We start from the raw sequence: 24,573 nt of genomic DNA on the forward strand, positions 1-24,573 counted from the left end.
ACTGGTAAAACCCCTCTCTTACTTGTTTTCATCCGTTAGGAACATCATTAGCATAGCAAAGTGATCATTCCTGCGTAATGAATTCATTTAAGATCTTACCTGTCTTGTTTTATCTACTTTTAATGAATATAGCGCTTCCGATATTCTTGCGGGTATATGCCTTCAATTTTTTTGAACAGCTTGGCGAAATAATTAGGGTCCGAATAGCCTATCGCGTCCGCAACTTCATAAATTTTAACATTGGAATCCTTGAGCAGTTCCCTGGCTTTCTTCATTCGTATACGAATCATGTAATCGATCATTGTTTCGCCGGTTTCTTTCTTGAATAAAGAGCTTAAATACGGTTCCGTAAAATTAACTTCTTTGGCCAAGTCGGACATTTTAAAGGAAGTACTGTACTTTTCTTCGATCATTCTTTGAACGGCTTGAATTTCCGGGCGAGGCTGATGAATCGCGCTTGCGCGCAAATGCTCGAAGAAGACTGAAATCCATCCAATCAACCAGTCGCTTATTTCTTGTATGGACTCAGATAGCCTCACGACATGATGAGGATACTTCCCATCGTAAGGCACGATTGAATATAGGTCTCCTCCTTTATGTTGAAGGAACACCTCGAATAGATGGACAATATGCAGCCAACGTTCTCTGGCCAAATCTGGATAAGGTCTAGGTACTCCGTCTTCTAAATAAGCCTCCGCCATATTTCTTATGGCATTCTGAAGTGCTTCTTTGTCTTGCCGAGCCATCATATCAAGCCATTCATCCTGTGATGAAATAGGTAAAGCTTGGTTTGTAAACATTTGCTCCCTATAGTGAATGACACGACTCGAGTTATTGTAAAATCTCACCAAAAGCGCTTCATCGGCAAACTTGCATGCTTCATGCAGGTCGTATGCTCGTTCAACAGGGGCATAAGTACCGAAATAGACAGCTAATTTGAGATAGCGTTGTATACATTCTGTCATCTCTTGAAGCATCGGCTCCGCCCCCATACCGGAGATCATACCGAAACGCCCTCCATCCATTTCCACAATGTGTCCTGCCTTATATTTGCGCATAACTTCCCGAAGGATATTCATCACGGAAAAACGCAGCAGCTTTTCACTCTTAAAGCGATTCTCATCGACAACAGACTCGTATCGGTCAATTTTCATCATCGAAACCGTCCATGGAAATGGGGGAAGTAGATTCGCATATTCCTCTGAGAGATCGTCCGCTTCCTTCTTTGAGTATTGCATGGTCAGGAGATCACGCAAATGCTTGTCAATGGTGATTTCTTGACGAAATTGAACCGTAGTCCGATTAAGCAGTAACATTTCCTCCTGCTTTTTACGTTCGTTCTCGATTTCCTTTTGCATTTGCTGCAGCTTGGTTTGAAGATCATCCGGCTGCATAGTTAGCTTCAATATGTAGTCGGAAGCTCCAAGCTGCAAGGCTCGCCTTACATACCCAAAATCATTATAGTTGGATAAAATTAAAATTTTGATGTGAGGATATAATTCCTTCACCCGTTCCATCAGCGAGATACCATCCATATTCGGCATGGAAATGTCGGTAATCAAGAGATCACATGGCTTTTCAGAAAGAATGGTAAGCGCATCCAATCCATCCACTGCCTCGCCGATCAATTCAAAGCCAAATTCCTCCCAAGGAATAAACGTCTTGAGTCCAAGCCTCACCAGAAATTCATCTTCCACTAATAAAAGCTTCGTCATGCTGGATCCTCCATCCGCTTCCAAGGCAGCTTAATAACCGTCTCCGCTCCAGCATCCATGCCATTGTGCATAAATAGCCCATAGGGTTCCCCGAAATGCATGCGAATCCGACTCTGAACATTCTCAAGTCCGATTCCACTATATTTCCCTTGCCTTATGGGATCGGATTTCTCAAGAGCGTCATCGGCAAGCTTTCTCTCAGACAGCCCTTGTCCATTATCTGTAACGGTAACAAACAACAAATCATCTTCATGATAAGCCGTAATACGGATGATCAGAGGCATACGGTTCCCATGGATGATGCTGTTTTCCACAATAGGTTGAAGGGTGAATTTAAGAATGCGAGCAGACAATAGACTTTCATCGACATGAATCAACATCTCTATATTATCGTTAAACCGAATTTTTTGCAGCGAAAAATAATGTTGTATAAAATCAAGCTCATCTCTCAGTGTGACAACTTCGCTCTCCTGCTTCATACTGTAGCTGAGCATAATACCAAGGGATGTAATCATATCCCCAACGTTTTTAGCGCCCGAAAATACAGCCAGCCACTTAATGGAATTGAGTGCGTTAAATAAGAAATGGGGAGAAATTTGAGCTTGCAGGGCATGAAACCGTGCTTCCTCTTTAAGCTGCTGCTCTTCTCGAAGAGTCGTAACCATTTCCTTCAAGCTCGACAGCATACGGTTGAAATGATGGCTCAGAAGCCCGATTTCATCGTTTCCTCCTGCCAAAGCGGGCTTTTCGAAATTTCCGAATGCAGCTTTTCCCATTGCCTGCACGAGCGAGCGAATAGGCTTCATCAAACGAAGGGTAAAGATGACATAGATGAAAAGAAAACATGCGAATAAAACGATGACACTCCACGTCGTTGTGGAACGTACGTTTTTCAACTGCTGCATCCATTGTTCCTGCATGGGGATCCATTGCAATTGCCAGCCGGTTGCTTTTAAGGTTTGTAGGAATGTGGATCGTTCCTCTCCCGATTCAGCCCTGTTCCACAAATCATTTTGTCCCCACAGCAAACGGTTTTTATCGGATATCAGGAATTGGGCAGGGGAATCCTTCTCTAACCCATTAGAAACGAGAAACATTTCCTTGATTGGAAATGCGATAAAAACTAAGCCATACCCCTTTGTCGTCTCCCCTTTAATTAACCGGGCCATGGTAATAAAGCCCCCTTCTTGGTTGCCCTCAAGCCCTTTTACTCTCAGAGAAGGGTTCACGTCCCAAGCTGGAGCACCGTTTCTTTCTCTGGCTTGTTTCACATAATCCGGTATCACTTTAAGAATCGCTTCGTCTTGATTGGTCGCATAGATGCTGCCATTAAATCCATAAACCGCAACAATGGCATGGTTGTCCAAAATATATGAGATCAGGTTGTCCATCTTGCTCTGTAGACCAATTACCCTCTGGTAGGTAGGATAATCATCTAAATCCGACTGCCCCGAACTTCTTAGCAATTGCAAGACATCATAGTCGTTCGTGAGCAAATTCGAAACATTTAACGTCCGATTCAGCATATCGTCGGCTCGATCCGTAACCCGCTTTAGAACCTGGGCTTGTGTGTCGGTCATTTGTCTCATAAATATTTTGTCTGATTGAACGAAGTAAAGATACATCATAAATAAAATGGGAGCCACAATAAACAACGTAAATGCAAGTAAAAACTTCAGGCGCAAAGAGAAAAATATTTGCCTCTTGTTCATTGTCATTTTCTCTCCCCTTCGGAACAAATGTACAATAGCAACCGTCCACTGAACGGTTGCCATGAATACTTATATATTTAGTATTATAACTCCTACATTACTTATATAAATAGGTTCTATTTTATGTTTAAGCACGGTTATATTTAATTTTCTCCGTTAGCCATCAATGTCCCTCGCAGGGCACCAAATCTGACGGTTCCATAATAGCCAACAACTCTAATGCAGCAAGCGGCGAAAGTCGCGAGCTTTGTCCCTTTGTTCGGCGAGAACGACTCGATGGCTGTCCCAAAAGTCACATTAGGAAATTCGGCTCCCACTTTGTGAATTTCGCAGTTTGCATGCTACTTCCATTGGATTTATCTAGTGGAAGTATGAATTTCATTCTGAATACCGATTCGAATGTCCCGGAAGGTCAATAAGCCTTAAGGGGCTGTCCCAAAAATAGATTTATCTACTTTTGGGACAGCCCCTTCGAAGTTGAACTATTGTTCTCCGTCTTAATTAACATTGCCAAAAAGTACGACTCCGGATTACTCAATATGGCTGTGAATTCCTGTGAGCTTGCGTGGGAAAATCAAATCATACTAAGGTCATTTCCGGACCCCAAAATCTCCAAAGCAGAAATGAATGTCCACTTCTTTCAGCAATTAATGAATCGCATACCTGCCCTCTTCAATGGACAGATTCATAACCCGCTCGGACTTGGTGTTGATTAGTTGAAAATTGGCGGTGGATGTTCCTACATTTAATATCGTAATTCGGTCTGACAGAATGTTAATATCCAGATTTAGAGAATCCACTTCACTTGATTCCAAACGGTATAACTCCGGCAGATAACCACTGCTAAATCCATCAATCGAATCGGACCATACGTAATGTCCGAATCCAATACGATTATTCCCCCTATATAATGGAACCGAACCGTCTTTGAGCATTTTCTTACCTGAGACTGTTTTTGGACCTGATTCAAAATGGATATAAGCTAAATAACCATCTATCTCCAGAAGCAGCGCATGCTCCGCTTGATCGGAGAGCAGGGACACATTTTGATGGGAAAGTGCCGTCTCCTCATGAGTTTGATTTGGGAGGGCAACAACAATGAAGGGCTTTAAGGTCTCATTTTCATGAAACTCCACAGCTCCGCCATCATTCATGATCAGTACATCCTCTACCCCTTTCCATTTGGGATATACATGCTTGTTCACATAAGTAATCCCTGCGGATCCGTAAATCAGATAGCCAATTTCGTTATCCATATTTAAATACGGATATACCGGGTAATTCTTTACCAGGTTGGGCTGATCCCCGTAGAACCCTTTAAACGTTTCGGAATCGCCCGGAAAATAAAGAGTTCTTTGACCTGGAGCAAGCTCGGGCATAGCCGAATAATTTTCATTACGGATCCCTATCATACCTGTTTTAAGTTCAAGTACTTTACAAGCTTTAACGGCATGAAACTGTTCTGCATAAACGCTATTCCCATTTGGGAGGGCAACAAACGCGACATTCTGCATGAGCTCGCGGTTTCCTCTGCCTATGGTAACAACGGCACCAAAACCATCCTCAAATGTGTTAATGCGTTGTTTCATCACGTCTCTAATGATAGATTCGTTAGATAAACCTGGGGTTCCCAGTGATTGTTCAAACTGAACTGTTCCCGTAAAGCTTGCGTATAACGGAGTAATCGTCCATAAACCCTTCTTGGGAAGGCTTAACGCCATTACATTGTTGCGCCAGCTAAAGCAAGTAAAGCTTTCCTTCGTCCGATGTACGATGGTATTCCCGTAGGGGTATTCATATACACCGGAAAGACGTGAAATCATTTCTGTTGGGTCGTTCGGCTCCACTCCTGGACCCCCAAAGACGTGAAGCAGGTAGGATTTTGTTAAATCAAGCGCGGAGCCCGGCTCCAAATCTTTGGCAAACTGAGCATGCGCAAGATTAATCACACACTCTTCTCCTCTTTCCTCTAATAGGCAGCCCCTTGAATTGCTTAGCTGAATCTTCTCAATGGTATCAAGTGCGCTTCGCTCAAACCTTGCTGCATCCGAATGATTATGCAGCACATTCAAAATCGTATGAGTTAATTGACGCTCATGTTGGCGATTGTACCACCAATCCTGTCCCTGAACCGGGACAGCCAATCCGTCAAACTGCGCCCATATTTTAACCGTTTGATCGTATAGATTTACATTATTATGGACAGCACTGTCTAGTACTTCCTGCCCTCCCATTAAGGAGAGCGTGGCGTGGAAGGCCCGCAGATTCGTTCCTGCACATAGGTAGCTGGGATGTACAAAAGCATGATTTTCTGTTGTGAAATCCGGGTGAAATGTGACCGTTTTTATTCGATTCCCTGCAGGTGTGTCAATAAGTCCGGATGGGTCTGCCAAGCGATCCTTATATGTAGTAACAGAGCTGATCGACCATTGAACGAATCCCTTCTTCCAAGCCGAATGATGTGGATGGTCCGGGAATAAAGCTACACCTGCGGCTATCCCTGCAGAAGTCCAAGCGTTCTCTTCACACTGCGTATCATAATAGGTTCCATTTCGCGGTTCTTCATCCGACCAGCGATCGGCGTAGCTTGCGATCATATTCTGCACAAGGATTCTGGTTTCGTCGTCTAAATCATCCCATAGAAGCCACGCGGCATGTGATAAGGAAGCTATGGATCTACCATTCTGGCTTGCCATGAAGAAGTTATCTCCTTCACCGCCCCACTTCTTCTCACTGCAATAAGGATTGATCCCTTTAACCCTGACACATTCGCTCGGTCCTGTATCATGAGTAAAACCAGCGTAGCGAAGGCCCATGATGGCTTTCTGCTTCAATGTTTCACGGTTAATACCTGTAGCCTGCCTATCATAATCTCCAAGCTTGGCTAGTACAGCAAAAATGAACGAGCTCGCAGCCGTATCCGAGCAGTACCAAAAGTTTCCGCCAAAAAAGTGGCCGCTGTTTGGTTTTCCGTCCCATTTTTCAAATTGCTCATTAGCGAATGGCAGCCATCTCAATAAAATGTTATAAATGCGTCTTGACATTTCATTTTCCTTCGCATGATCCCAGCGGATTGGAGCTACCTTCCACACTTCGGCAGCCGGAGTAAATTCCATGATACCCACACTTCCTTATTAAGAAATAATTAGATTACAAAACAGCTTTACGGCATAGTACACCATGCCGTCTTTCTGATACATGCCTATGCTGAGCTTCTTCACTTTCCGTCAGCGGAATCCAAACTACAACATTTTCACATTCCATAAGGCCTTCAATAATCGGGTTGCCTTCTTGGTCGAGCTTGAGAATTTGCAGCTTTCTGCGTGCCCGCTCCCAATCGTTAATTTGTTTACCTGTCCAAAATACAAATCCTTGCGGTCTGGCTTGCCTAACAATGCTCCGAAGCCAATCCCTGATAAATTCCTTGTTATGGATATGAATAGGATGGAAGCAAAAGTGGGCAACACCCTCTACCCTCTTAGCTTGCTCCAGAAAAGGAGCGATAAGACTCGTATCTAGACTAAGAAAATCACCATAAAGGAAGCTAATTTCAAGCACGTCATATAACCGGTTGTGCTCATCCGACCAGGCCATTGGAAAATAAGGATGACAGGTTCCAAATAGGAATCCTACATTTCCTTTTTTACTGTTCCCTCTAGTTTGATCTGAGGCTACTCCATTGGCTTCACACCAACGAAACAACTCCCCCCAGCCCTCCACTCGCGTCAAATGATTCTTATTTGAAGAAATGTGCTTAAGTCCGGTTGTTTCTCTAAACCAGTTCGCTTGCCGTTCAAACTCATCGGCTCCCCACCTGCCATGATCCACAGGAACCGCGTTATAGTGGAGGCCGAGCTCGTCACCTGCTTGCAGAATTCGCTCATACATCGGCCTGCTGTACTCCTTCTCCATCATGCACCATGTAGCTGAGATTTCACATTCGCGGAGAAGCTGATACGTAGATTCTGCTTCAGTATCTCCAGTATGGTCACTGTCCAAGGAGATCAGAGCCACATGATCGATACCATTAGGCCAGTACCCGGTAAATGGCAGCGTCTTGCCTTGACCAACAACTCGCTGAAGAAGATGGCTAATGAGAATTTCCCGCCACAAGTCCGCATAGGGATGGGCAAAATAAGGGACACCCGTTTCCGTCTTTACTCGGTCCATTTCCCAGTCCATTTCTACTTGATCATCAGCTTTAAGCACGCCGTCGTTAACCGGGCCTGTTCCGTCAGGCGCAGGATATCCATCCTCGAAAACAGGCTTTGTCCCCTGCATGAGGCCAACAACCGTATAAGGAATATTTATTGACCACCGATCAATAAAACCCATTCCTACTGAAAATTGCTGAAGAGCATCGCCAGCGTGCTGTCCATTGGGATGGTCTTTTACGATCCGCCCGATTTCCCTTATAGGCTTGATCGTTTTCGTTTCTTGGATCTGATAAACACTGGGATTGTTCTTTGCTCCTTCTTCCTCACGAAGAGAATTGAGCTTCTGGATCCAAGGAGCGGCTTGCAAAAATCGGAGTGGTCTGCTTTCCTCGAAAAGGTCGGATGGCAGGTGAGCGTACCCTTTATCCGCTGGCCTTCCCAGCATATATCCAAATCTATCGGCAAGGCAGTTTAATCCGGCATAGGAAATGACCGTTCCACCCTGTTCAGCAAATTCCCATACAATCGAAGCAGTGTCTGTATGCTCCTCCATCAAACCAATTAAAAGCACATCCAATTGACAAGCTTTGATCTGATTCACATTCGTTAGCCATTGAAAGGTTATGCCTCGGTGTGCAAGAATTTCTCCAAGAAACTGTTCGAATACATTGAGTCCAAACTCCCAACGCCGTTTCGCCGTGTTTTCATCTATCAGAATCCCTACTTTAGCCAGCTTCATGCTAAAACCCCCTTATTCCCATTCAATGTGTTAGCTTACAGCACGGATAACTTTCAACACGGCTTCAGCGATTTGATGCATATCCTTCTCTCCGGCAAGAAGAACGTTTTGCATCAACCATAATACTTCCTTATCGCAAAACCTCTCACTTATTGGACATGAATATATGCGCTCTACACCAGTCCATTTTTTCGTATCCGCAATTACCGCCTTATTATGATTAAGAGATACATATCCCGGCTGTGCTGGAATCCCTTCCGCATTAAGCATATTGATCACACTCATCTTATCAATCCGATCGGCAAGCGCAGGGTCCAGTGCAAACATATACATATGCCTGCCATTAGCGGTAATCCGTGGATCCGTCTGCAGTAACCGAATCCCTTCAATTTCAGCAAAAAGCTCATTTAATAGCTTGGCATTGCGCTCACGCAGGGCAAATTGCTCTTTAAAGCGGCTAAGCTGGGCCAGAACAATCGCCGCCTGAAACTCCGTCATACGCAAATTCCAGCCGATTCGTTCATGCTGATACCATTCGCCTTTGCGAATTCTTCCCACATTGGTTAGCGACCAAGCATGGTCGGCCACTTCTTCATCGTTTGAGAGCATAATTCCGCCCTCTCCCGAAGTGATATTCTTGCCAAGTTGAAAACTGAAAGATCCGATATCCCCGAGAGCCCCGACCTTGCGCCCCTCCCATTCTGCGCCAACTCCCTGCGCCGAATCCTCAATCAGACGCAATCCATGCTTAGCCGCAATCTCCTTCAGTCGCGTCATATTTGCGGGTGCACCCGCAATATGAACAGCGACGATCGCTTTTGTTCTCGGTGTAATCGCTGCCTCCACTTTCTCCGGGTCCAAATTAAGCGTATCCGATTCCACATCTACAAATACGGGAATAGCACCGAATATCAATGCGGATGTTGCAGTTGCAATAAAGGTATACGGCGGCATAATGACCTCATCCCCCGGCTGCACACCTACAGCTTGAAGGGCCACGGTTAACCCCATCGTCCCGTTTACCAGCGTGATTGCGTGCTTCGCCTGATGAAGTTCGGCAAACCGCTCCTCCAGCTCTACAAGTTTAATGCGGGTTCCTGATCCGCCCCATTTACCGGAGCGAACCACTTCGAGAATCAATCGTTCTTCTTCTTCCCCAACAATCGGCCAGCTTGGAAAGGGGGCCGTTCTTACGGGTGTTCCTCCGGTGAGCGCTAATTTATCCATTTATCGTTCCATCTCCCTTGCTCTTTATGATAGGAATTAACATTCCATGACATTTTCCTGGGTGAGCTTTCCAGCTTCGACGTCCAGACGTAATGTTTTCATTTCAAACTTGCCGAGCTCGACCTGCTGCTCGATTCCCAGCGCGGGCAAATGAATGATCGTAGAACGCGGTTGCCCGGTTGGTTCAAATAAGCGAATGATGTAATCTTCGGAAGCTTCCGCTTTCTTAAACGCAGTCATCTGCACCACATCGTCACTCAAAGTAATCAGCGGTTTAGGCAGCTCTCCGGCACCGGAGGGGAAATAGGTGAGGGCGTATGGCTTCTCATTATGTGCCAATGCCTCCCTATCCACGGAAGCAACTCGGTCCACAAGCTCGGAGCCTTTAAACCAAAATGAATATTTGCGCTCTCCCTGATCCATTCGGTTGGAAAAGCGATCTCTAGGCATCGTATTGGTCTTCTTGCCCCCGGGCAGTGCAGAATATCCAGGAGAACGAAGCAAGGACAGCCTCATCTCCCCATCTAACATATCCGAGCCATAAATCCCATCATTCGTGCAGGTAAAAGCAACGTTGTGTGCCTCTGAGAAAACGCCCACCCATTTTTGCGACACAACTTCTCTTCCGTTATTTGGTAATTCATCTGTTCCATAGGCCACCTGCCCGCGATATTGGGCATCGTTAAAGAGGGTCGGTACGGCTAATTTCAACATGCTCTTCTTTTCATTCCAATGAACCAGCACATCAACCTGAATTTCCGTTCCCTGCTTCGGCAGCTTATAGGTTTGGCATATAGAGGAATCGCCATAAGACATTAGTGCTTCTACGACGGTTCTCGCTTCCCCGTCTTCAACAATTCTTACGCTCTCTATGGACTTTCCGGGAAGTCCTGAATATCGGGTGCCTTGTCTTTTGGACATCAACCCAAAGCATCCTTTTTTCTTAGGAAAGCTCTGGATCTGACTGCCCCAAGAGTCATCTTGATCCTCCATAACGATAGGTTGAAACGCATTCTCCTTTAAATAAGACACACCGCTTGCTTTATACAGATCGATCAAGCCCGTCTTCGTATTGATGACTACCTCAAGATCGTCGGTTTTGAACAAAATCTTTCCTTTTTCTGCTTGAAGCATCGGCTTTGGCTTTGCTGTCAAAAACTCAATCTTTACATCAAAACGATTCATTTGACCCGGCTCCAACTCGGCAGCAAAAACGGATCGTTTTCTCCAGTCGATATAAAGATTACTTACTTCCTTTTCCACCTGAGAAGGCAGTCTTAGTCCGTCCTTGTACACAATAGGATTGGCAAACTGATCCTTGGAGCCTTTGGGCAGTTGAAATTCACATTCAAATATCCCTTTCACCTTGTAAGGATGCGGGTTGTAGATGAAGATCGGAACTTCCCCTTCCTCCGCCCTCTTCTGACCGGCAGTTAAAGCAAAGAATGCTCTAGCCTTCAATCTGGATATGATCTCCAGCCCATGGTCCATTAGCCTTAACGAATTGTCTTCAACTAGCTGTATGGAAGATCCCGGCAAAATATCATGGAATTCGGCGATCATCAGATCGATAAGAGACCCTTGAATATCCTGCTGCGGATATGTCGTAAGCCCTTGCAATGCGGCGTTGGACATCATCTTCTCCAGCATGTAGATCTCATTTTCCAATAAGCGATGCTTTTGTTTGATGCGAATCTGCGAGGTATAACAGCCAACTGCCCAAGGGTTTAAATCCTTCTCATACCTTGGCAATGCTTTACCGCTGGCTTTCAATTCTATAAAATAATCCTCCGGTATGGAGTGAATGATTTCGAAATCCGTTGTTTTCTCCGCTAACGCTTTCAGATTGTTCAAGTCGATTCTTGAGGGACCTCCGCCATGGTTACCAATCCCCCATAACACAAGCCCTTCGGATTTACCCTTATTCGCTTCTAACCAGCTCTCTACTTTAAGGTGCGCCTTGCCGTGGCCGGAAAGGTAAGCCTTAAACGCCCGATGTCCAACAACCTCCGACCCATCATAGCCAACCCATATAAATTCTTCATCAGGGAGCATGCAATCATTCTCCGCAGGTCGGCAAAAGATATACGAATCAAAGCCGGATTTCGCCATAATCTGAACTAAACCGCGTGTATGGCCAAAGGGATCAAAATTAATAGCGGTCTTTGGCTCCATACCAAATTTTTCTCTGAAATATGCTCTTCCTAATAGAATTTGTCTCACAAAAGACTCGCCACTGGGCATATTGCAGTCCGGTTGTAAATACCAGCCGCCCATAATATGCCATTTCCCTTGTTTGACCAGCCCTTGAATTCGCTGAAATAAACTAGGATCGTACTCTTCAATCCATTTATATAAGATTACTTCATTATGATTAAATACGAACCCCTCATATTCTTCGCAAAAATCAGCTGCTATGCGGAAGGTAGAAAGCGCCTCTCCTGCACCTTCTTCAATTTCCCATAACCATGCAGGGTCTAAATGAGCGTTGCAGATCAAATGTAGTTTGCGCATATTTCTCCTCCTACGCCTATCTGTTATTTTAGAAAACCCCCGACTTTTTAGGGTTCGGGGGCCTTGTTATTCATTACCAGACTTATTTTTTGTGCATTTTATTGTACCATTCTGTTGCTTCTTTAATTAATTGATCGCCACCGCGCTTCTTCCAGTCCGCAACGAAATCATTAAATTTGTCAGCAGATTCTTTCCCCGTCATAACCTTTGCTGCAAACTCCAACCACAATCCGTCATATTTCAATTCCGGATGCGCAACCGCAGACGGCATGGTCGGCATGTCAAGGCCATCATCAACCAAGCCTTCTTTTGCTGCGACAGCCAACGATTTGAGAATCATGTCACCGCCGCCACCCGGCTTGTTCTTAATGTATTCCGGATCCGTCAGGTGCGTTTTTGGTCCTGTGAAGTGAACCCACTCCTGGTGCATAAACTGCTCGCTGTTCCCTTGATCGGTTGTCGGATAGTTGTACTTAACCTTGCCGCCCTCTTCTGTGTAATCTGTGCCCTTTAATCCATAGACGAAGAAGTCATCTTTCGCTTTGTCACCGGTTGCATAATACCAGTCAAGGAATTTAATAATGGCTGCTGGGTCTTTCGCACTTTTCGGTATTGTCCATACAAAATCAGACACTGTAGAGCCCATGGAATAAATGCCACCCGGTTTACCGCTTGGACCAACAGGTGAAGCAATAACTGCTAATTCCGCCTTCGGATCGCCTGCTTTCACGGAAGTGGACCAAGAATCAGGCTGCGCTGAGGAATGTGCCCACATGCCAACAATGGCTTGAGCTTTGATTTTGGCATCCCAATCTTTCCCTTGATTCACCAAAACCTCATTATCAATGAGTTTCTCGGCGTACAACTTTTGGTAGATTTTCAAAGCATCAACCATCTCAGGACGAATAATGTTTGGAACGAGCTGTCCGTCAATAAATTTCCACGCTTGTGGTTGGACATCATAAGCGCCGAAGAAAGCATACCCAAATGATAGCTTCGCACGGGCAGAGAATGGAATCTCATCCTTCTTTCCGTTCCCGTTCGGATCTTGGTCGCGGAAGGCAGTTAGCATCTTGATATAATCGTCTACTGTTTTGGGTTCTGCCATACCAATCTTATTCAACCAATCTTTGCGGATATAAGTGACCGTGTCGACACGGATCGGGTTCGGCTGAGGAATGCCATAAATCTTGCCATCCCTACTTACTTTTGCACTATCCCAAGATTCTTGAGGAATATTTTTCTTAAGATTTGGACCATACTTGTCTATTAAATCGTTGAGCGGAAGAAGTTGACCAGCATCAATTGCAGGAGCTATCTGCGGTGTGTTAATCCCGTGAGTCTGCAGCAGGTCAGGTAACTCCCCTCCTGCCATGAGTAATGTAAGGTTTTGCTCATAATTGGTATGTTGAATAAGCTGCAAATTCAGGTCGACATTGGCAAGCTCCTCCAATTTTTTCACGTATTTATCACTATTGATGTCTGATGACTGTTCCACATATTTCAAACCGCCGGTTTCAAGCGCGACTTTAATCTTTGTGGGCTCTTGCTTCGGAACTGACGTTGCTTGACCAGAAGCTTGTGGTTGTTTGACCGGCTCCTCGGTTTTAGTAGAACAGCCATACAAAACACTTGTCATCATAGCAGCACACGACATAACAACGAACGGTTTTCTAAATTTCACTGTGACCTCTCCCCATTTCAAAAGTGTTTTTTTATTATTCACCCTTTAACCGAGCCCAGCATTGAGCCTTTCACAAAATGCTTTTGAATCAAAGGATAGACAATCAGAATAGGCAAGGTAGCCACTATAATGGAAGCCATTTTAAGCCCCTCCACCGATTGCACGGTAAGCAAAGCCGCATTATGCAGCATTTGCTCTGCATCGTTCTGCACGATGAGCTGTCGAAGCTTAACCTGCAGCGGATATAAGTGAGGATTACGAATGTACATCATGGCTGCGTAATAACCATTCCAGTGCGAGACTGCATAGAAGAGACCAATCGTGCTTAATGAAGGTAGTGATAATGGATATACAATACGAAACAAAGTCCGATATTCCCCACATCCGTCTATTTTCGCAGAGTCAACAAGACCTTCCGGAATGTTTTGAAAAAATGAGATCATAATAATCAGGTTAAATGCGCTAATTGTGCCCGGAATAATCAATGACCAAACAGTATCTATCATTCCTAAGGACTTCACTACCAGATAGCTCGGAATCATGGGAGCTTGGAATATCATTGTAAAGAGAATAAACAGCATGATAAATTTGCGTCCCTTTATATCCTTTTTAGTTAAGCCGAAGGCCATCAGGGAAGTAAAAAACAAGTTTGAAGCCGTTCCTACAACTGTAACGAATACCGTAACCCCGATCGACCGCCATATATTCGGATCGCTGAAAACAGCACGGTAGTTATCCAAGGTAAATTGGGATGGCCAGAGTTGAACATCTCCCCTGTCAATCGCCAGTCCGCTGCTCAAAGATCCGGCAACAATATGCATAAACGGTATCAGCATGAGCAGCGAAGTAGCAATTAAGAAGATATAATTAATGTTCATAAATACCTTTTCTAAAACAGTCGTTCGATTCATCTTGAGGCGAACCTCCTTTGCTAGTAGATAGAGTTGCCTGTCGCCTTTTTGCTTAACTGATTAGCAGCTATGATTAGAATAAACCCAACAACGGATTTAAAGATCCCGATCGCTGTCGTTGCACTGAATTGTGCGCCCAATAGCCCAACCCTATAAATATAAGTGTCAAACACTTCGCCCACATCGTAAACAAGTGGATTCAGGAACATATAAATCTGCTCGAAGCCCGTATCCATAATACTGCCAATTCGCAGTAAAAACAGGATCGCGATGGTTGGCAATATACTAGGTAAAGTGATGCTGAATACTTGTCTGAACTTCCCCGCCCCATCCATCTCAGCGGATTCATAGAGCTCAGGATTAATGCCGGCTAATGCTGCCAAGTAAATAATCGTCCCCCACCCGACTTCCTTCCAAATCCCGGATGAAACAATAATGGATCGGAAATACCCAGGCTCTTGAACAAAGAAGATAGGCTCTCCGCCAAAATATGTGATCATTTCGTTAATCATCCCTACCCTCGGAGACAACAGGTTAATGAACAAACCACCTACGATAACCCAGGATAAAAAATGTGGCAAATAGAGTACCGTTTGGATAATTCGCTTAAATATCATCTTCCTAACTTCGTTTAGCAGCAGTGCTAGGATAATAGGCGCGGGAAATCCAAGAACAAGCTGGTATAAGCTAATGATCAATGTATTTTTAAGTACACGGTAAAATTCAGGATATGCAAAAAGATTCTCGAAATGTTTAAGCCCGACAAACTTACTATGAAACACGCCATTGAATATGTTGTAATCCTGAAAAGCGATAATGCTCCCGCATAGAGGGATGTAGATAAAAATAATAAAGAATAAGAGTCCGGGGACAATCATTGAGTAGGTCTGCCAATTCTTTATGAAATAGTTCTTTTTTCTTGGTATCGCTTTCATCTCGACTGATTTCATTTCTTCCCCCTCGTTCTTCTTTGCTATAGATCCAACTATATCTACTTTTTATTTGCAGCAACAGGTCAATTTTTGCGAAAATTTGTGTTATTTTTACTTAAATAATAAAGGTACTGTCTTTACATTCTCGTCTGCTTCTACAGCAGCTTTAGAAGCGTTCAGTACATCTTTCCTGGTAAGGATCGCATGCTTTCCTTCTATACGATGAAGAAAGTCCTGCATAATTCCGCATGGGGGATTTAGCAGCATAACCGAATGTAAGCTATACTCACCCGTAACCTTAAGCATCATTGGAGTCTGTGAAACAAGCGGATCGCCAAGAAGTCTTAACTCGGCGGACCCTTTGGTTCCGGCAACGAAAATTCGGCAATCCCCCCAAGTCCAGCTTTTGCCCGGCGTATGCCAATCTGCATACAATTGAGCGACTAAACCACTCTCCATTTGTACGAGCAGTTGTGCTGAATCGTAAAAAGTCGGATACTCGTTCAAGATTTGTTTTCTCATGTACCCCTCAGCAGTGATGATTTCACTTTCAGTAAACCAACGAAGCAAGTCAATATCGTGAATGAGTAAATCGTTAATAATGCCTCCTGACTGTTCTCGATGAAAGAACCATTCAGGTCGATTATTTACACTTAATCTATGTGGTTTCCTCATCGCGATGGACACCAATTCCCCCAAAGCGCCTTCATCGATTTGCTGCTTTAGCGTGTAGATAGCAGGATGAAACCGTTCTGTTAAAAGCATGCCGATCTGGATGTTCCCCCTTTCCATAACGGCCTCCAAACGGGATAACCCATGGCGGTCAGTAACCATAGGCTTGTCAAGCATAATATGCTTGTTCCGCTGCTCACACAACTCAATTACATCAATCTTACGTTTATTAATGGCCGCACAGCCTACGATTTCAATTTCAGGCTTCAGCGCATCCTCCATATTACTCAATAGGGGAATATCATATTTATGCGAAAGAATTGCTGCAAGATTACTCTCTTTTTGATCATCAAAGATTCCCGCACACCGATGCCCTAGATGCAGCATTTCCTCAATAAAAACTTGTATATGTGCATGCTGGCAGCCAATGATAGAAAATGAACTTTTCTCCAAGGGTGATCCTCTCCTTTGTGTTTATATAGTTTACACCCCACATGATGACATGACTTTTTATAACATTCAACCCTTAATTTAGAGTCCATTTGTGCGATTACGGTCCGGTTGTGGTGCAAAACTTGTATACTTTAAAAAGTATATTCCTTATAATAAATGGGGAGTACCCCTATTGATCCACACTAGTTTTAGGGACTTAGGAGGCAAAATGAAGCTAAGAAAAATAAAAGACCTTTCTATTAAAATAAAACTAGTTGTTTTAATCGTATTCTGTTTGTGTCTCCCTTTTTTAATACTTGGCACACTTTGGTATGAAAAATCAAGTGATGTCATCGAAAACAACGCCATTCATTCCAACCAACAATTAGTTAGTCAAGTCAGCAATCAATTGGATTCCTATTTTGCTGATTTGGAAAGAAGCACCTTTCCTTTAATTATTAATCCGCTGATCCAACAATTCATGGAAATCGATCATTCTGACCAATATCAACTGTTCAAGGTGACCCAACAAATTGAAAAAGAGCTGCTGCCCAACATTTTATTCGGTAGGTCTGACATCTCTGGCTTCTCCATCATATCCAATAGCGGTGTTGCAACGACTTATGGGGGAAACTTAGCTAGGGAACGAAATAAGAAGTATATGTCTGATCTGACAGATAGCGAAAGCTATAAAAACATGGGAATCAACGTGATTGATTCGGTCCCTATGTTAACCGTGACGCGTAAATTTCGCGATACTTTGACCTATCAGACTAAAGGCATGCTAATAACTGATTTATATGTAAACGAAATCGCTAAGATCGCTGAAACTGTAAAGCTTGGGAATGCTGGTTATGTGTGGGTTATTGATTCGAATGGACGCATTGTTTACCATCCGGATAAACATAAATTAGGTCAAGATGCTCCTCCAGCTTATCTTGATAATATTAATAGACATTACGTAGAGGGCTTTTTCTCTGAGAAAATTGACGGACAGGAGAACCTGGTTGTTTTTCACAAATCGGCCTTAAATAATTGGATCATGGTCTCTGAAGTGCCGATACACGAGTTAATTGTCAACCTAATTGGGATGCGTAATATGACAATATGGATTGGCAGTCTCCTCATGCTCTTTGTTCTCATAGTTGTTAGTGGATTTTCCCTCCAATTAACTCGTTCTTTATCTAATATACAGCGCCTCATGAAAAAGGCGGAAAGCGGAGATCTTACCGTCAAAGCCCCCGAACATAGACAAGATGAAATCGGTGCTTTGAACCGCAGCTTTAATAAAATGGTGAGTGAAATTAGAAGATTAATTGAAGTCGTTCATACGTCCAAACTGAAAGAAAAGGAAATGGAAATCAAGCAAAGAGAATCAGCACTGCAAGCGATGCAATCGCAAATCAATCCGCACTTCTTGTATAACACACTAGAGATTATTAACTCTTATGCCATTCTAGAAGGGGTTCTTCCGATCAGCCATATGGCGACCTCCCTAGCCAGTATCTTCAGATACAGTGTAGGTTACGCTAACCAAGAAGTTACCTTAAAGGAAGAAATCACTCATGTATCTACGTATTTTTCCATCCAAAAAGAGAGATATCGATATTTTATAGCTGATATTACGCTGGATGATACGTTGCTGACTCAGGTGCAAGCTGTAAGATTAATGATTCAACCCATGATCGAAAACGCCTTCATCCACGGCTATGAGAAACATAAATTAAAGCCTGAGTATATCGGAATATCTGATGAAATCACGAATGATTGTTATATACTTCGAATTACAGATAAAGGGAAAGGGATGCCTTCTGATCAAATGGAGAAGTACAATAGTCACTTTCTAGAAGAGTTCATCGTTTCAAACGAAGAGGCAGCAGAACCATCCTTCCATAGAATCGGACTTTTAAATGTGCATCATCGTCTTCGTTTAACTTTTGGTGCCCCTTACGGACTCTATATTGAAAAGTCCGATAAAGATGGAACAATAATCGCAATTACACTCCCTTATAAGATGGATAAGGAGGACGAGCATGTATACAGTAGTCATAGTTGATGATGAACATATGATTAAACTCACGCTAAGAAAGTTAATTGATTCATCTGACATTCCCTTTCAAGTCGTTGGCGAGGCGGAAGATGGCCAGGAAGCGCTCTCGGCCATTGAACTGTGGAACCCTAGCCTTGTTATTACTGATATTCGTATGCCCGTTATGGGAGGATTAGAGTTGATTGAAGAAGCTAGAAAGCGGAATTTGAGATCGGAGTTTATTATTATTTCCGGCCACGATGATTTCACATATGCTCAGATGGCAATGCGTTTCGGTGTTGTAGATTACTTGTTAAAGCCGATAAGTCCCTCACAATTACAGGAGACTTTAGAGCGAGTGCTGGGCCGATTTAGGAACGAGAAGCAATCGAAGCTTGAACGCAGTGAATGGATCTGGTACTGCAAGAACAGAGCACTCCCCCTTGTCAAGCATCTTGAGCTGTTAAACGAAAGTGAAGTGTTGGAGGAGTTAATGGACATCCATTCCCATCTTCTTGGTAAAATTGAGGATTATGGGATGCTTAAGCAAGTTTATTTGGATCTCATGACTTTAATCGACGGGGAAATAGATGAGCGGATCGGGCACACCCCACGGCGGGAACCCGTGGATTTGTCCACCGTAGCGGAACAACCTGAATTCATTTATCGAGCAGTAGAAACTCGCATACTGGAGATGATTGAGGACATACGGCTTACCCGAAATTGGGGCAGCCATCAGAATGTCAAACGAGCGAGCGAGTACATGCAAGAGCATTTTGCCAAAGAATCATTATCCCTTCAGGAGGTCGCAGATGTTATTGGCATGTCCGCTTCCTACTTCAGCCGATCCTTTAAAGAGGAATTTGGCATCAGCTTTATCCAGTATTTAACTAAGCTTAGATTGGAAAAGGCCAAATCGTTGCTTTCTGATCCAAATCGCAAAACTTATGAAATCGCTTACTCGGTAGGCTACACGGACTACCCTCATTTCACCAAAGTATTCAAAAAATATTGGGGTCTCTCCCCAACGGAGGTTAAAAAAAGAATGTAATGATACCACGGAATGTACCTCTTTATCGGATCCGTAAAGCGAAGGAAATGCTGCTCGAACCGGGTTCCCGCATTCAGGATGTAGCCCGCAAAGCGGGTTATCAAAATATGAATTCGTTCAACCGAATGTTTAAGAAGTTTTCCGGTATCACACCTAGCGAATTCCGCAAGCAAGCGGTGTCGTTCCACACCTCATAGCAAAGCCCCCGCTTGGGCTACGCCCTCAACCCGTGGACAAATCAATATCACCTATTCAAAAATGGTGTGTCCAAACGTTCATTTTCGCAAAAAAAATAGAACAAACCGGACTTCAAAATTATCAAAGAGACTTAATAATTAGAAGAAAAGCAGTCAATCCCATTAGGAATTGACTGCTTTTTTGACTTAAACAAATACACTTACTTGCATGGCAAACTTTTTACGCTCATAGGGTTCAATGGAGCCCGCTGAACCGTTGGAAATAGCCTCTTCAATGCCATAGGTAGGGTACCCGACAAATGGCTCAAGCCCAATGTTATAATGCCTTCCATACCACGGATAGCTTGTGGTTGCCCCAAACTCCTGCCAGTACCATAGATAGGGAAGCGTACGAGCATCCCATTCTACTTTCATACCGATTCCCTTTTGTCCGTTTACGACCGAATACCATCCATTATTGCCAAAGCCAGTTAAATAAACGATCTCGGAGGCCGTCCCTTTCGGCGGCAGCTGCGATAAATCAACAAGCTCACCAAGTTCATTATACGCAAGTGGCCATTCGTATTCGTTCCCGCGCTTCACTCGACCAGAAGGATTTTGGTTCGCTTCTTCCGTTCGAATGCGCACCCCTGCTGGCATATGTATGAGACAGCTTTCATCTAAAAAGGGTTTGCCCAAAGCGATATGTTGCCCCCACATGTATCGCTGCGAATAATCACTTAAATTTTCTACTTCCTCATCTATGTACAGAGTCGCCTGCCCACTAACAAGCGACATCGTTTTCGTCAAGGAAAACGGTACTTTCTTCGTACGAACGCTAAATCGCACAGAAATTCTCTCCGTGGTATCCTGGGTAATTTCGTAATGCCAAGGCATATGTGCTACTTCGCCATGCTGGCCGAACTGAGCTCCCTTATAGCTGCTCGAAGACCCGCCATTCGGAAACACTTCCTGCCATCCGCCAGGGTAATAATCGATGAAAGCAGCGATTGGGTCATCTGAAGTTGATAAATAGCTGTTCGGATTTTGCACACCATTCTCCGTCAACCACATTAAATCCATATCTTTTGGCTTATATAAAAATTCGAAAATTTCAGTTCCTTTATCTACCAAAATCGAGATACGTACCAGTTCATTTTCAAGGACAACCGTACGCATGCCGTAATAGGTGAACGCATCTCGAATTCGGCAGCCATAATTACGTTGGGGACGATAAGGATTCAAAACCGATCACCTTCCTCTTCAAAAGATAAGAGAACTTAGATGTATAGTCCTCCCCTTAAACTCATATATAAGACCGTTGCATCGATCTTGCAACGGTCACGTTCTAAATCTACAAGAATCAGTTAACTCCGACCTTGTCTTCTCGCACATAAGAGGTTTGGTGCCATAACGTACGGTACTCTAGTTGATGACCGGAACGCCAAGAATCTAGATAGAACGGAACGGTGAAAAATTCGTAATGCCACGTTGAACTAAACTGCTGCCTTGTTATCGTTCTGGAAGCAAGGAGTGCCCCTCCGTCACTGGCGTCGACGACTTCTAAGGTAACAACGCCTAAATTATCCGCGTTATTATTGTCTACCATCAGCTTCCAAACTGCTGTATTTTCCCCTACATTCGTAACAGTCGTATAAGGGCCGTATTGCATGTAGTTTGGCGAATCTAATCCCGTGTCCGCCGACCATCCATCTGCATCGGACCTGCCAATGACATGCTGCAGACTTTCAGCTTCCCATGAATTCGTAACCCCGCCGTTTAGTTCATTGGCGATGCGAGCGCGTCTTGTATGATTGTCTGATGAGCCACCGCCAGGAATAACGCCAAGGCTTCCAGTCTTATATAAAAGAAATCTGGATGCTGATAATTTGCTTCCCTACTGCTGCAACGGATAAGACATTCTCAGTGAAAGGCGCCTGACTTTGCAATGCTTCATCCAAATTAACGAAATAAGCGCTTCCCAGCTTTCTATCAAACGTAATCGAGCCTTCTACGTATTTGTCCGCGATGTTGAAGAGACGAATAACGTAGGTATCGTTTCGATCCTCGGACGCCTTTACAGCGCTGACTATAAGCTCAGCCGGACTTACTTGAAGAAATGAATACAAGAGCGATAAATCAGCTTCGCGTCGCTGCAGCGATTCATAAACAACTTTCCCCAGTTTTCTGTCAACAGAACGAATTCCCGCCACAAATTGCTGATGTTCATTCCAAAGGCGGCTTGTATGCGACTCGTTAACGGCAAAAGGGCTGATTGCGTAATGAAACTCAAGCTCTGTGAGAAGCTGGCCACCATCTCCACCATCTGAAAGAACCTCTTTACCTGTACTGCGAAATAATGTCAGAGCTACAGTTCTCGAGCCATCCATGCGAACTTCAGCTTCATATAACCCCTTGCTATACACAGCTAACCCACAACTACCATCATCAATAGAAATGATGCCATTATGGGGCACCGTTCCTCTAGCCTTTTCCATGTACCCCGCATAGTCTGGTTGCTCAATGCCTCTTTTAACAAAATCAAACGGCGTACTCGTGTGAAAATGTTCCGTTTGCAGCCCCGATGGAAACAACAGCCGTAGACGGTGGTCGCGCGCATGATTGTTTACCACGGTTCGACAGCGAAGAATTGGGTCATTCTTCCTTAATTCCAGAAAAGTCGTAACTTCAATCGCGACAAAGTCTTCGCTTCTTCTCGTTTCTTGAGGATGAATGGCATGCGGAATGCTGAGCGAATTGCGGATTCGAATACGCGTCTGCAGCGGGCCGTCATAGACAACAGAAATTTGGGCGCTCGAACCATAGGAAGTGAAGACCTCGTTCGTTACTGGGCTCACATGGTTCCAGCCTTCTCCGATATCCGCTTCGTCTTCAAGCAGCAGCAAACTTTCATAACGCCGCCCCGTCTCAAAATCCGTTACATCCATGGTGCCATTCGAACGAACTTCCACTCGCATTCGCCCATTCTCCCAAGCGTGTGAATTTACCCCCATGGATCCAAGAAAACGTACGGGAGCCGTTAAGTTAGGTGCATGGTACTCACCAGGACCAGGGCCGATTAAAGGTGTTTTTTTAGTTACGTAGACGGCATATCCAAAAGACGGAATGCGAGCATGGAAGGCTATGCGGCACCGATCCACGGTGTCCGAATAAGGAATATCCCGATAAGGCCGCCACATGCGTGTGCTGTTTTTAAGCAGCTCCAGCAGTTGATAGGGAATCTCGTTTTTTTCATGGTCATATAGACGGAATGAAGTGCCCCCCAAGTGAAACATCGTCGTGACTGCATCCGACATTGCAGGCATGGCGAACTCGACCTCAATGACGCCATCAATTGCGGTCTGTGAACCGTTGAATACCGTAATGACTTGATCTCCATCTAGGTCGGCTAACTCGTGATGATTAGAAATATAAAGGAGCTGCTCTTTAACCATTCCTTCGGCAATAAGTCTGCTCTGATCAAAGCGATACATCATATCGCGATGAACTTGATCGATCGAACAGCCGCATATGGAATCGTGAGGATGATTCTGAATCAAATACGCCCAAGCTTTCGCTAAGAAGTTTTTGGGATACGCACGCCCTTGAAGCGATGTAAAAACGCCCCACGGCTCCGCCCATTTCTCCAACAGCGTTTCGCAAGCTTGATTGTTTATCTTCAAATGAATCCGAGAAGAAAGCACATTCGCGAGCACCCAATTGTTTACGCCATTATATCCAGGAGATCTTTGCTCTCCTTTAAGTATCTGCAGATCACCTATTTTCTCTCGCAAATCCTTGACGTAAGCTTCTAAGGAACAGTGTTCAAACTTGGCTCCCAACTCAGCCTCATTCAGTGTTTGCAGTATCCATGGCAAACGGGGTTCAATCTCGATGTGATCAACCCCATCAAACCCAGCGATTATTGATGTTGTAGCTCGTTTGGATTTGTAGTCCAACATGTCATTTGCCCGTGTGATCAATTCCTCGGGTTCATAGTTAAAATCTCGATCCGCGAACGGCCAACGGATAAAAAAGTAAAAATCCCCATACGAGCGATCCTCATCGAGTTTAAGCCCTAATATGCGGCTGCCGTCAGCACCCTCCCACCAAATTTCCGACGCGTCTGCATCTCCGTAAAATCCACGGAACAATACAGCGCTATCAATTCCAAAACCTTGCAAAATTTGCGGAAACTGGCTGTTATGACCAAAAATATCGGTGATATACCCGGATTTCATCGGCTCGACGCCGAAAGACCGCGATTGGCGATGTCCAATTTGAAGATTTCGAATCAAAGATTCCCCACTGACTAGAAACTCATCAGGCATGACATACCAAGGACCTATGCTGATTCGGCCACCCTGGATAAGCTTCATGAAACGCTCTCGGTTCTCTGGCCGTATTTCTAAATAATCGTCCAAGACAATGGTCTGACCGTCCATCATAAAATGGCGATAGGCTGGATCTTGCTCCATCTTTTCAATGAGCTCGTCAAGCAAATAAACAAGCCTTGTGCGATAACCTTGAAAATCCTGATACCATTCGCGATCCCAATGGGTATGCGAAATCACATAAACCTTTTCTATTTTTTGGGGCATATCGTCCGATCTCCTTTACAC

Annotated in this window: 16 protein-coding genes; 3 read left to right on the forward strand and 13 right to left on the reverse strand. The window is 44.2% G+C overall.

The window, feature by feature from the left end; genetic code table 11:
• Window positions 1-119 precede the first annotated feature (119 nt).
• From ASD40_RS25080 to ASD40_RS25125, 10 genes are all read right to left on the reverse strand, one after another.
• Window positions 120-1,715: a response regulator gene (locus ASD40_RS25080; RefSeq protein WP_057305857.1), complete on the reverse strand. Its 1,596-nt coding sequence runs from the start codon at window positions 1,713-1,715 to the stop codon at window positions 120-122.
• A complete protein-coding gene (locus ASD40_RS25085) occupies window positions 1,712-3,433 on the reverse strand; it encodes a histidine kinase (protein WP_162251307.1) in 1,722 nt (573 codons plus the stop codon). The genes ASD40_RS25080 and ASD40_RS25085 overlap by 4 nt, the downstream gene beginning before the upstream one ends.
• A 641-nt stretch (window positions 3,434-4,074) precedes the next feature.
• The gene (locus tag ASD40_RS25090; RefSeq protein ID WP_057305859.1) at window positions 4,075-6,543 is read right to left on the reverse strand and encodes a hypothetical protein; all 2,469 of its coding nucleotides are present in this window, start codon (window positions 6,541-6,543) and stop codon (window positions 4,075-4,077) included.
• Between the two features lie 34 nt (window positions 6,544-6,577).
• Window positions 6,578-8,323: a hypothetical protein gene (locus ASD40_RS25095; RefSeq protein WP_057305860.1), complete on the reverse strand. Its 1,746-nt coding sequence runs from the start codon at window positions 8,321-8,323 to the stop codon at window positions 6,578-6,580.
• Window positions 8,324-8,353: 30 nt separating this feature from the next.
• Window positions 8,354-9,550 (reverse strand): DegT/DnrJ/EryC1/StrS family aminotransferase, encoded by a 1,197-nt coding sequence (locus tag ASD40_RS25100; protein WP_057305861.1) that lies wholly within the window; start codon window positions 9,548-9,550, stop codon window positions 8,354-8,356.
• A gap of 36 nt (window positions 9,551-9,586) precedes the next feature.
• Entirely contained in the window at window positions 9,587-12,064 is a 2,478-nt protein-coding gene (locus tag ASD40_RS25105; protein ID WP_057305862.1) for a glycoside hydrolase family 38 C-terminal domain-containing protein, read from the reverse strand.
• Window positions 12,065-12,146: 82 nt separating this feature from the next.
• Complete coding sequence (locus ASD40_RS25110) at window positions 12,147-13,748, reverse strand: extracellular solute-binding protein (protein ID WP_057305863.1); 1,602 nt, start codon at window positions 13,746-13,748, stop codon at window positions 12,147-12,149.
• 38 nt (window positions 13,749-13,786) lie between these two features.
• Window positions 13,787-14,659: a carbohydrate ABC transporter permease gene (locus ASD40_RS25115; protein ID WP_057305864.1), complete on the reverse strand. Its 873-nt coding sequence runs from the start codon at window positions 14,657-14,659 to the stop codon at window positions 13,787-13,789.
• 20 nt (window positions 14,660-14,679) lie between these two features.
• Window positions 14,680-15,609, reverse strand: coding sequence for an ABC transporter permease (locus ASD40_RS25120; protein ID WP_235549371.1), 930 nt, complete (start codon window positions 15,607-15,609; stop codon window positions 14,680-14,682).
• A 93-nt stretch (window positions 15,610-15,702) separates the two neighbouring features.
• Window positions 15,703-16,716, reverse strand: a complete 1,014-nt coding sequence (locus ASD40_RS25125; RefSeq protein WP_057305865.1) for a Gfo/Idh/MocA family protein — start codon at window positions 16,714-16,716, stop codon at window positions 15,703-15,705.
• 208 nt (window positions 16,717-16,924) lie between these two features.
• Between ASD40_RS25125 and ASD40_RS25130 the strand changes: the two genes are divergently transcribed.
• The 3 genes from ASD40_RS25130 to ASD40_RS25140 are packed head-to-tail and all read left to right on the forward strand — an operon-like array spanning window position 16,925 to window position 19,972.
• Window positions 16,925-18,751 (forward strand): cache domain-containing sensor histidine kinase, encoded by a 1,827-nt coding sequence (locus ASD40_RS25130; protein WP_057305866.1) that lies wholly within the window; start codon window positions 16,925-16,927, stop codon window positions 18,749-18,751.
• The gene (locus ASD40_RS25135; protein ID WP_057305867.1) at window positions 18,729-19,775 is read left to right on the forward strand and encodes a response regulator transcription factor; all 1,047 of its coding nucleotides are present in this window, start codon (window positions 18,729-18,731) and stop codon (window positions 19,773-19,775) included. Before ASD40_RS25130 ends, ASD40_RS25135 begins: the two co-directional genes overlap by 23 nt.
• Entirely contained in the window at window positions 19,775-19,972 is a 198-nt protein-coding gene (locus ASD40_RS25140; protein ID WP_057305868.1) for a helix-turn-helix domain-containing protein, read from the forward strand. The genes ASD40_RS25135 and ASD40_RS25140 overlap by 1 nt, the downstream gene beginning before the upstream one ends.
• Window positions 19,973-20,158: 186 nt before the next feature.
• Here ASD40_RS25140 and ASD40_RS25145 read toward each other — a convergent pair whose 3' ends face one another.
• From ASD40_RS25145 to ASD40_RS25155, 3 genes are all read right to left on the reverse strand, one after another.
• Window positions 20,159-21,196 (reverse strand): DUF4432 family protein, encoded by a 1,038-nt coding sequence (locus ASD40_RS25145; RefSeq protein WP_057305869.1) that lies wholly within the window; start codon window positions 21,194-21,196, stop codon window positions 20,159-20,161.
• A 118-nt stretch (window positions 21,197-21,314) separates the two neighbouring features.
• Window positions 21,315-21,623 carry a hypothetical protein gene (locus tag ASD40_RS25150; protein WP_057305870.1) on the reverse strand — a complete coding sequence of 103 codons (309 nt, stop codon included), beginning with the start codon at window positions 21,621-21,623 and terminating at the stop codon, window positions 21,315-21,317.
• Between the two features lie 187 nt (window positions 21,624-21,810).
• Window positions 21,811-24,552, reverse strand: coding sequence for an alpha-mannosidase (locus ASD40_RS25155; RefSeq protein WP_057305871.1), 2,742 nt, complete (start codon window positions 24,550-24,552; stop codon window positions 21,811-21,813).
• Window positions 24,553-24,573: the final 21 nt, after the last annotated feature.

Origin of the sequence: Paenibacillus sp. Root444D2 (assembly GCF_001426375.1) — a bacterium.
GTDB lineage: Bacteria > Bacillota > Bacilli > Paenibacillales > NBRC-103111 > Paenibacillus_E.

Bases quoted from the DNA above. Each gene is read 5' to 3' on its own strand.
- ASD40_RS25090 (WP_057305859.1), bottom strand. From the start codon at position 6,543: ATGGAATTTACTCCGGCTGCCGAAGTGTGGAAGGTAGCTCCAATCCGC.
- ASD40_RS25095 (WP_057305860.1), bottom strand. From the start codon at position 8,323: ATGAAGCTGGCTAAAGTAGGGATTCTGATAGATGAAAACACGGCGAAA.
- ASD40_RS25140 (WP_057305868.1), top strand. From the start codon at position 19,775: ATGATACCACGGAATGTACCTCTTTATCGGATCCGTAAAGCGAAGGAA.
- ASD40_RS25100 (WP_057305861.1), bottom strand. From the start codon at position 9,550: ATGGATAAATTAGCGCTCACCGGAGGAACACCCGTAAGAACGGCCCCC.
- ASD40_RS25080 (WP_057305857.1), bottom strand. From the start codon at position 1,715: ATGACGAAGCTTTTATTAGTGGAAGATGAATTTCTGGTGAGGCTTGGA.
- ASD40_RS25105 (WP_057305862.1), bottom strand. From the start codon at position 12,064: ATGCGCAAACTACATTTGATCTGCAACGCTCATTTAGACCCTGCATGG.
- ASD40_RS25115 (WP_057305864.1), bottom strand. From the start codon at position 14,659: ATGAATCGAACGACTGTTTTAGAAAAGGTATTTATGAACATTAATTAT.
- ASD40_RS25120 (WP_235549371.1), bottom strand. From the start codon at position 15,609: ATGAAATCAGTCGAGATGAAAGCGATACCAAGAAAAAAGAACTATTTC.
- ASD40_RS25150 (WP_057305870.1), bottom strand. From the start codon at position 21,623: ATGCAATACGGCCCTTATACGACTGTTACGAATGTAGGGGAAAATACA.
- ASD40_RS25130 (WP_057305866.1), top strand. From the start codon at position 16,925: ATGAAGCTAAGAAAAATAAAAGACCTTTCTATTAAAATAAAACTAGTT.
- ASD40_RS25085 (WP_162251307.1), bottom strand. From the start codon at position 3,433: ATGACAATGAACAAGAGGCAAATATTTTTCTCTTTGCGCCTGAAGTTT.
- ASD40_RS25135 (WP_057305867.1), top strand. From the start codon at position 18,729: ATGTATACAGTAGTCATAGTTGATGATGAACATATGATTAAACTCACG.
- ASD40_RS25155 (WP_057305871.1), bottom strand. From the start codon at position 24,552: ATGCCCCAAAAAATAGAAAAGGTTTATGTGATTTCGCATACCCATTGG.